The sequence below is a fragment of the Streptomyces sp. UNOB3_S3 genome, assembly GCF_020740895.1.
Taxonomy (GTDB): domain Bacteria; phylum Actinomycetota; class Actinomycetes; order Streptomycetales; family Streptomycetaceae; genus Streptomyces.
Genome location: NZ_JAILXP010000037.1, coordinates 21,613 through 29,494 on the forward strand (window position 1 = coordinate 21,613; position 7,882 = coordinate 29,494).

The following is a 7,882-nucleotide window of genomic DNA, read 5'->3' on the forward strand; positions in this document are numbered from 1 at the left end:
GGTCCTCGGCGTCAGCCGCTCAGGGCGGCGATGGAGTCGGCCAGTTCCCGCGGCACGTCCGGTACGAGCTGGTGGACCCCGTCGCGTACGACGTGCCGGCCGCCCACGACCGTATGGCGGACGTCCGCGCCCGTCGCGGCGAATACGGCCGTCTCGGCCCCGTGGCACGGAGCCGGCCCCGCGGTACGGACGGAGTCCAGCGCGATCGTCGTGAGGTCGGCGAGGGCGCCCGGCTCGATGCGGCCCGCGTCGGTCCAGCCCAGGGAGGCGTGGCCGTCCTCGGTGGCGGCGCGCAGCAGCGCGGCGGCGGTCCAGTGGCCCCGGGTGCGGCTGCGCAGCCGTTCGTCGAGCTCCATGGCGCGGGCCTCTTCGAGGAGGTCGATGACGGCGTGGCTGTCGCTGCCCAGGGACAGCGGGCTGCCGGCCCGCTGGAGGGCGACGGCGGGCCCGATGCCGTCGGCGAGGTCCCGCTCGGTGGTCGGGCACATGCAGATGGTCGAGCCCGCGCCGCCGAGGAGGGCGATGTCCTCGTCGGTGAGGTGCGTGGCGTGCACGGCGGAGGTGCGCGGGCCGAGCACGCCGTGGTCGGCGAGCAGCCGCGTGGGGGTGCGGCCGTGCGCCGCGAGGCAGGCGTCGTTCTCGGCGGTCTGCTCGGACAGGTGGACGTGGAGGGGGGCCTCACGGTCCTTCGCCCAGTCGGCGACGGTCGTCAGCTGGTCGGCGGGCACGGCGCGCACCGAGTGCACGGCCGCGCCGATCAGGGCGTGCCCGGCGGGCTTGAGGGCGGCGGCGCGCTCGGCCCAGGCGTCGGCCGTGCCGTCGGAGAAGCGCGTCTGGTGGCGGTTCGGGGGCTCGCCACCGGGACCGTTGCCGAAGCCGGAGGAGAGGTAGGCGGTGTCGAGGAGGGTAATGCGGATGCCGGCTTCGGCGGCGGCCGCGATCAGGGCCTCGCCCATGGCGTTGGGGTCGGCGTAGGGGGTGCCGCCGGGGCCGTGGTGGAGGTAGTGGAACTCGCCGACGCAGGTGATGCCGGCGAGGGCCATCTCTGCGTACGTGGCGCGGGCGAGGGCGAAGTACGAGTCCGGGGTGAGCCGGTCGGCGACGCCGTACATCACGTCGCGCCACGTCCAGAAGGTGCCGCTGCCCACCTGGGTGCGGCCGCGCAGGGCGCGGTGGAAGGCGTGGGAGTGGGCGTTGGCCAGGCCGGGGAAGGTCAGGCCGCGCAGGGTCGTCGCGCCCGGGGGCGGGGCCGGGACCTCGGTGCGGACGGCCGTGATCCGGCCGTCCGTCACCTCGATGGCCACACCCGGCTCGACACGGTCGCCGAGCCACGCGTGCTCGGCCCAGTAGGTCACCTGCACGCCAGGCCCTCCAGTACGTCGGCGAGTGCGGTCACTCCGGCCACGCAGTCGTCCTCGGTCGCCGTCTCGGCGGGCGAGTGGGAGACGCCGGTGGGGTTCCGCACGAACAGCATGGCCGTGGGGATGACGCCGGACAAAATACCGGCGTCGTGTCCGGCGCCCGTGGGCAGCACGGGCGCGCCGCCCAGGAGCTTGGCGAGCTCGTCGCGGAGGTCGTGGGCGAACTCCACGACCGGGGTGAAGGATTCCCGGGTCACCCGGACGTCCACGCCGTCGCGGACGCCGCGCTCGACGGCCGCCTGCTCGATCTCCGCGACGACGGCGGCCAGCGTCTCCTCGTCGGCGGCGCGGGAGTCCAGCCAGCCGCGGACGAGGGAGGCGATGGCGTTCACGCCGTTCGGCTCGACGGCGACCTTCCCGAAGGTCGCCAGGGCACCGGCGAGCCGGGCCTTCTTGCGGGCCGCGAGCACGGTGTTGGCGTACGTCAGCATCGGGTCGCGGCGGTCGTCGAGGCGGGTGGTGCCGGCGTGGTTGGCCTCGCCGTGGAAGTCGAACCGCCAGCGGCCGTGCGGCCAGATCGCGGAGGCGACGCCCACGGGGTGCGCGGTGTCCGCGAGGGCGCGGCCCTGCTCGACGTGGAGCTCCACGAAGGCGCCGACGCGGGCGAGGCGTTCGGGGTCGGGGCCGATGGCCTCGGGGTCGTACCCGGCGCGCTCCATGGCCCGGGCCAGGGAGATCCCTTCGCCGTCCCGGAGGGCGTGGGCCGCATCGAGGGTGAGCTGACCGGCGGTCAGGCGCGAGCCGACGCAGGCCAGGCCGAAACGGGCGCCCTCCTCGTCGCCGAAGTTGACGACGGCGAGGGGGCGGGTGGGCTCGGTACCGCGGGCGCGGAGCTCGTCGAGCGCGGCGAAGGACGACACGACGCCGAGGGGGCCGTCGAAGGCGCCGCCGTCGGGGACGGAGTCGAGGTGGGAGCCGGTGACGACGGCGTCACCGGCGGTGGGGTCGCCGAGCCAGGCCCACTGGTTGCCGTTGCGGTCGACCTCGTAGGTCAGGCCGCGCGTTTCGGCTTGCGCCTTGAACCACTCGCGGCAGTCGGTGTCGGCGCCGGTCCAGGCGTAGCGGCGGTAGCCACCGCTTTCCGGGTTCCGGCCGATGGGCAGCAGGTCGCGCCACATCTCGTGGAACGACGGTGCGTTCGCGGGTGCGGGCCGGTGGTCGGGCTGCGCCCACCTGTCCCGCCCTGCGGGACGATTGCCCGCAGCGGCAGTCACTCCCCCTCCCGCATCGGGATGCGGACCCCGCGGTCCTCCGCCACCGACTCCGCGATGTCGTAGCCCGCGTCGACGTGGCGGATGACGCCCATGCCCGGGTCGTTGGTCAGGACGCGGCGGATCTTCTCGCCCGCCAGGGCCGTGCCGTCGGCGACCGTGACCTGGCCCGCGTGGATGGAGCGGCCCATGCCGACGCCGCCACCGTGGTGGAGGGAGACCCAGGAGGCGCCCGAGGCGACGTTGACCATGGCGTTGAGCAGCGGCCAGTCCGCGATCGCGTCGGAGCCGTCGAGCATGGCCTCCGTCTCGCGGTAGGGCGAGGCGACGGAGCCGCAGTCGAGGTGGTCGCGGCCGATGACGATGGGCGCGGAGAGCTCGCCGCTCGCGACCATGTCGTTGAAGCGCTCGCCCGCGCGGTCGCGCTCGCCGTAGCCGAGCCAGCAGATGCGGGCCGGGAGGCCCTGGAAGTGGACGCGCTCGCCGGCCATCTTGATCCAGCGGGCCAGGGACTCGTTCTCGGGGAAGAGGTCGAGGATCGCGCGGTCGGTGGCCGCGATGTCCTTGGGGTCGCCCGACAGCGCCGCCCAGCGGAAGGGGCCCTTGCCCTCGCAGAAGAGGGGGCGGATGTACGCCGGGACGAAGCCGGGGAAGTCGAAGGCGCGGGTGTAGCCCGCGAGCTGGGCCTCGCCGCGGATGGAGTTGCCGTAGTCGAAGACCTCGGCGCCCGCGTCCTGGAAGCCGACCATGGCCTCCACGTGCCGCGCCATGGACTCGCGCGCCCGGGTCGTGAAGTCGGCGGGCTTCTCGGCCGCGTAGGTGGCCATCTCGTCGAAGGAGACGCCGACGGGCAGGTACGCGAGCGGGTCGTGGGCGCTCGTCTGGTCCGTCACGATGTCGATGGGCGCGTTCATCGCGAGCAGCTGCGGCACGAGCTCGGCGGCGTTGCCCAGGACGCCGATGGACAGCGGGCGGCGGGCGTCGCGCGCCTCGACGGCCAGTTGGAGGGCGTGGTCGAGGGAGTCGGCCTTGACGTCCAGGTAGCGGTGCTCGATGCGGCGCTCGATGGCGCGCGGGTCGCAGTCGATACAGATCGCGACGCCGTCGTTCATGGTGACGGCGAGCGGCTGGGCGCCGCCCATGCCGCCGAGGCCGGCGGTCAGGGTGATCGTCCCGGCGAGCGTGCCGTTGAACTTCTTCGCGGCGACGGCGGCGAACGTCTCGTACGTGCCCTGGAGGATGCCCTGCGTGCCGATGTAGATCCAGGAGCCGGCCGTCATCTGGCCGTACATGGTCAGGCCGAGGGCCTCCAGGCGGCGGAACTCCTCCCAGTTCGCCCAGTCGCCGACGAGGTTGGAGTTGGCGATGAGGACGCGCGGCGCCCACTCGTGCGTCTGCATGACGCCGACCGGGCGGCCGGACTGGACGAGCATGGTCTCGTCCTGCTTGAGCGTCTGCAGCGTGCGGACCATCGCGTCGAAGGAGCGCCAGTCGCGGGCGGCCTTGCCCGTGCCGCCGTAGACGACGAGCTTGTCGGGGTGCTCGGCGACCTCGGGGTCGAGGTTGTTCTGGAGCATCCGCAGCGCGGCTTCCTGCTGCCAGCCCCGGGTGCTCAGCTCGGTGCCTCGCGGTGCTCGCACGGGTCGCGGTCCTGACATGGGCGCTGCCTCCCTGGCTCTCCACTCGGTCCCATTCAGTCCTGAATAGAACACTGCACAGTTTGAGTGGCTGAATACCTCTAGTCAACAGCTTCTGGTGAACAGGTCGACGGTAGACCTCGACGGCGCTCGCACCGTGGCCGTCGGCCCCGCTCGGTGGTGGAGTGGGCGTATGAGTCACGTGGAGAGCGCCGCGCGGCGGCGGGACGCGGCCGTGCGGGCGGCCGTGCGGCAGGGGGTCGTCTCGGCGGACCGGCCCGTCGTGGGCCTGCTGGACGTCCCGGGGATCAGAGCGGCCGCCGCCGCGCTCCACAGCGCGTTCGCGCAGGTCAGCGCCCCCGGGGCGGACGTGCTGCACACCTTCGCGGTCAAGGCGGCGCCCCTGGTGCCCGTGCTGCGGCTGCTCGCCGAGGAGGGGCTGGGCGCCGAGGTGGCGAGCCCCGGGGAGCTCGCGCTGGCCCGCGCGGCGGGCGTGCCACCCGGGCGGACCGTGCTGGACTCCCCCGCCAAGACCCCCGCCGAGCTGAGCGAGGCGCTGGCGCTCGGCGTCGCCGTCAACGCCGACAGCCGGGAGGAGCTGACCCGGCTGGACGGCCTTCTCCACGACCGCCACGACACGACGTCCGTGCCGCCGCTCGGCCTGCGGGTGAACCCCCAGGTCGGCGGCGGCAGCATCGGCGCCCTGAGCACCGCCACGCCGACGTCGAAGTTCGGGATCCCCCTGCGCGACGAGGGGGCGCGCGAGTGGCTGGTACGCGCCTACGCCGAACGGCCGTGGCTCACCCGGATCCACGCCCACGTCGGCTCGCAGGGCTGCCCCCTGGAACTGATGGCGTCGGGGATCCGGGCGGTGTACGAGCTGGCCGAGGAGGTCGACGAGCACGTCGGCGCCCGGCGGATCCGGGCCGTGGACATCGGCGGCGGCCTGCCCGTCAACTTCGCCTCCGACGACGTCACCCCCACCCACGCCGCGTACGCACGGCTGCTCGGCGAGGCCGTCCCCGGACTGTTCGACGGGCGCTACGGCCTGGTGACCGAGTTCGGGCGGTCGCTGCTGGCCAAGAGCGGGATGGTGCTGGCCCGGGTGGAGTACGCCAAGTCGGCGGGCGGCCGCCGGATCGCGGTGACGCACGCGGGCGCGCAGGTGGCCGTGCGCACGGTGTTCGCGCCGGAGGCGTGGCCGCTGCGCGTGGCGGTGTACGACGCGTGGGGGCGGCCGAAGGAGGGGCCGCCCGAGACCCAGGACGTGGCCGGGCCGTGCTGCTTCGCCGGGGACCTGGTCGCGGAAGGACGGTCACTGCCCCGGCTGGAGGCCGGGGACCATGTCGCGCTGCTCGACACCGGCGCGTACTACTTCTCGAACCACTTCGCATACAACACGCTCCCCCGCCCGGGGGTTTACGGCTACGCCGAGCACCAACCGCCGGAGGGAGCCCATGCCACTCCATCCGTGCGCTTCGTGCCCGTGCGGCCGCCGCAGTCCCTCGACGAGCTCGTCGCCGAGAGCGGCGGCGCCCACGCGGTGGGGCTCACCGGGCTGCGCTGACCGCCGCCCCGCCCGGGGCCGGACGGCCCGGTCGCCGGGCGCCGCCGGGCAGGGCGTCACCGGCGACGAGGCCGGTGGTGAACCAGCCGCGCACGGGCGCCGCGACGGGGCTGCCCTGCGCCCGTTCCGTACGCACCCACAGCAGCGACTCGCTCCGGCGCTCCAGGCCGCCCAGCCACAGGGCCTTCGCCCACAGCCCGGCGCCCGCGCCCGCCATCGCCAGCCCGGCCGTCGAGGGCACCGCGAACGAGGAGGCCGTGGCGGCGACGAACGCGCCAGCCAGCCACCAGCGCCGGGCCCGCCGCCAGTTCCGCGCCGTCACGGCCCGGTCCTGGAGGAACACGGCCCGGCCCGCGCGCGTCGCGCCGCCCGCCAGCTCCACGTACCGGCCGCGCCGCGCCAGGAAGGCCACGGCACCGGCCACGACGAACAGGACGCCACCCGCCGCCAGCCCGATCCGGCGTCCGGTGAGCACCGGCAGCACCCACGGCGTCACGGCACCGGCGCCCGCGCTCAGCAGCCCGAGCCACCACAGCGGGCGCGCCGGCGCCCTCACGATCACGGCCACGCGAGCCAGCGCATACGCTCCGCGTCCCACGGCGGACCTCCTCCTCGTCGGCCTTCGTCGGTCTTCGTCGCCATCACTGCGGGCCGCACGCTAGCCGACGATTCTGAGTGCGAGCTGAGAACCGCCCGGGCCCGTGGCCCACCCGTAGCCCACTGGGGTCATACCCGGGTATCACAGGCGAGTTGACCCCCACGTATGTCGTGTCGGCGCATCGTCGGTCCTTATGGTCGTCACACCAGCCGAACGGTGAACGGTGGGAGGAGACCGGAATGCCGGTGAACGAGCGTGCCCTGCGGCGACGGGCGCTGGCGGCGGCGGGGGCACTGGCCCTGACCGGTCTGCTCGGCGCCTTCGCCCCGCACGCACGCGCAGCGACCGACAGCGCTCCCACCTGTTCCAGCGCCCCCGTCTGTTCCCGCGCCCACGCCCGGCTGCCCGAGCCCACCGGCCCGTTCCCCGTCGGCACCACCACCCGCCACCTGGTCGACACCTCCCGCGAGGACCCCTGGCACCCGGGGCGCGGCCACCGCGAGGTCATGGTCGGCTTCTGGTACCCGGCGGCCCACGCGGGCTGGCGGACCGCCCAGCGCACCGCGCCCCACATGGAACGGCGCGCGGCCGCCCACTTCGGCTCGCCGGGCGGCTCCGGCCACCTCGGCTACCGCGTACCGGCCGGGGCCGTGGACTGGGCGGCCACCGCCACCCACGCGCGCGTGGACGCCCCCGCCGCGCGCGGGGCGGGCGTACGGCCGGTCGTGCTGTACTCGGCGGGCCTGGGCGACCCCCGGACCTGGAACACGTCGCTCGTGGAGGACCTGGCCTCGCGCGGCTACGTGGTCGTCACGGTCGACCACACCTACGACTCCTCCGAGGTCGCCCTCCCCGGCGGCCGCCTCGCGCCCTCCGTCCTCCCCCGCCTCGCCGCGAAGCACGGCACGGACCCGGCGCGGGTGCTGCGCAAGGCGATGAAGGCGCGCGTGGCCGACACCCGCTTCGTCCTGGACCGGCTCGACGAGCTCCGGCCCGGCGAACGCGGCGACCGCAAGCACCACCTCACCCTGCCGCACGGCCTGGCGGCCGCGATGGACCTGCGGCACGTGGGGATGGTGGGGCACTCGGCGGGCGGCTTCACGGCCCTCCAGGCCATGCACGACGACCGCCGCATCCGGGCCGCGGTGAACATGGACGGAACGATGGAGTTCCCCGGGCCCGGGGGCATGAGCTCGGCGTCCCGCGACGGCGTCGACCGGCCGTTCCTGCTGATGGGCACCGACGCAGCGGATTCCGGCGAGTACGGGCGCCAGCCGTCGTGGAAAGCGCTGTGGCGGCATTCGCGCGGTGCCTGGCGCGGAGACGTGACGCTCACCGGGTCGGAGCACGGCGCGTACACGGACGCGGCGGCGCTGCTGCCGCAGCTCGCGCGGCAGGGGGCGGTGCCGTGGGAGACGGTGCGGGGGGATGTGGGTTCGGTGCGGGGG

At 74.8% G+C, this 7,882-nt stretch carries 6 protein-coding genes; 2 read left to right on the plus strand and 4 right to left on the minus strand.

The window, feature by feature from the left end; genetic code table 11:
- Positions 1-11 precede the first annotated feature (11 nt).
- The 3 genes from K6I33_RS06685 to hutU form a co-directional block, all read right to left on the minus strand.
- On the minus strand, positions 12-1,361 hold the full coding sequence (locus tag K6I33_RS06685) for a formimidoylglutamate deiminase (protein ID WP_229348770.1): 1,350 nt from the start codon (positions 1,359-1,361) through the stop codon (positions 12-14).
- Positions 1,352-2,539: an allantoate amidohydrolase gene (locus K6I33_RS06690; protein WP_229348782.1), complete on the minus strand. Its 1,188-nt coding sequence runs from the start codon at positions 2,537-2,539 to the stop codon at positions 1,352-1,354. The genes K6I33_RS06685 and K6I33_RS06690 overlap by 10 nt, the downstream gene beginning before the upstream one ends.
- 92 nt (positions 2,540-2,631) lie before the next feature.
- Complete coding sequence (gene hutU / locus K6I33_RS06695) at positions 2,632-4,290, minus strand: urocanate hydratase (protein ID WP_229348772.1); 1,659 nt, start codon at positions 4,288-4,290, stop codon at positions 2,632-2,634.
- A gap of 172 nt (positions 4,291-4,462) precedes the next feature.
- On the opposite strand from hutU, the gene K6I33_RS06700 reads away from it, so the two are divergent.
- Entirely contained in the window at positions 4,463-5,836 is a 1,374-nt protein-coding gene (locus K6I33_RS06700; RefSeq protein WP_229348774.1) for a diaminopimelate decarboxylase, read from the plus strand.
- Here the strand turns inward: K6I33_RS06700 and K6I33_RS06705 are convergent.
- Positions 5,820-6,404, minus strand: a complete 585-nt coding sequence (locus K6I33_RS06705; protein ID WP_229348776.1) for a hypothetical protein — start codon at positions 6,402-6,404, stop codon at positions 5,820-5,822. The genes K6I33_RS06700 and K6I33_RS06705 overlap by 17 nt on opposite strands.
- Positions 6,405-6,673: 269 nt before the next feature.
- Between K6I33_RS06705 and K6I33_RS06710 the strand changes: the two genes are divergently transcribed.
- Positions 6,674-7,882 (plus strand): esterase (locus tag K6I33_RS06710; protein ID WP_229348778.1); only part of this gene is annotated, 1,209 nt, incomplete at its 3' end.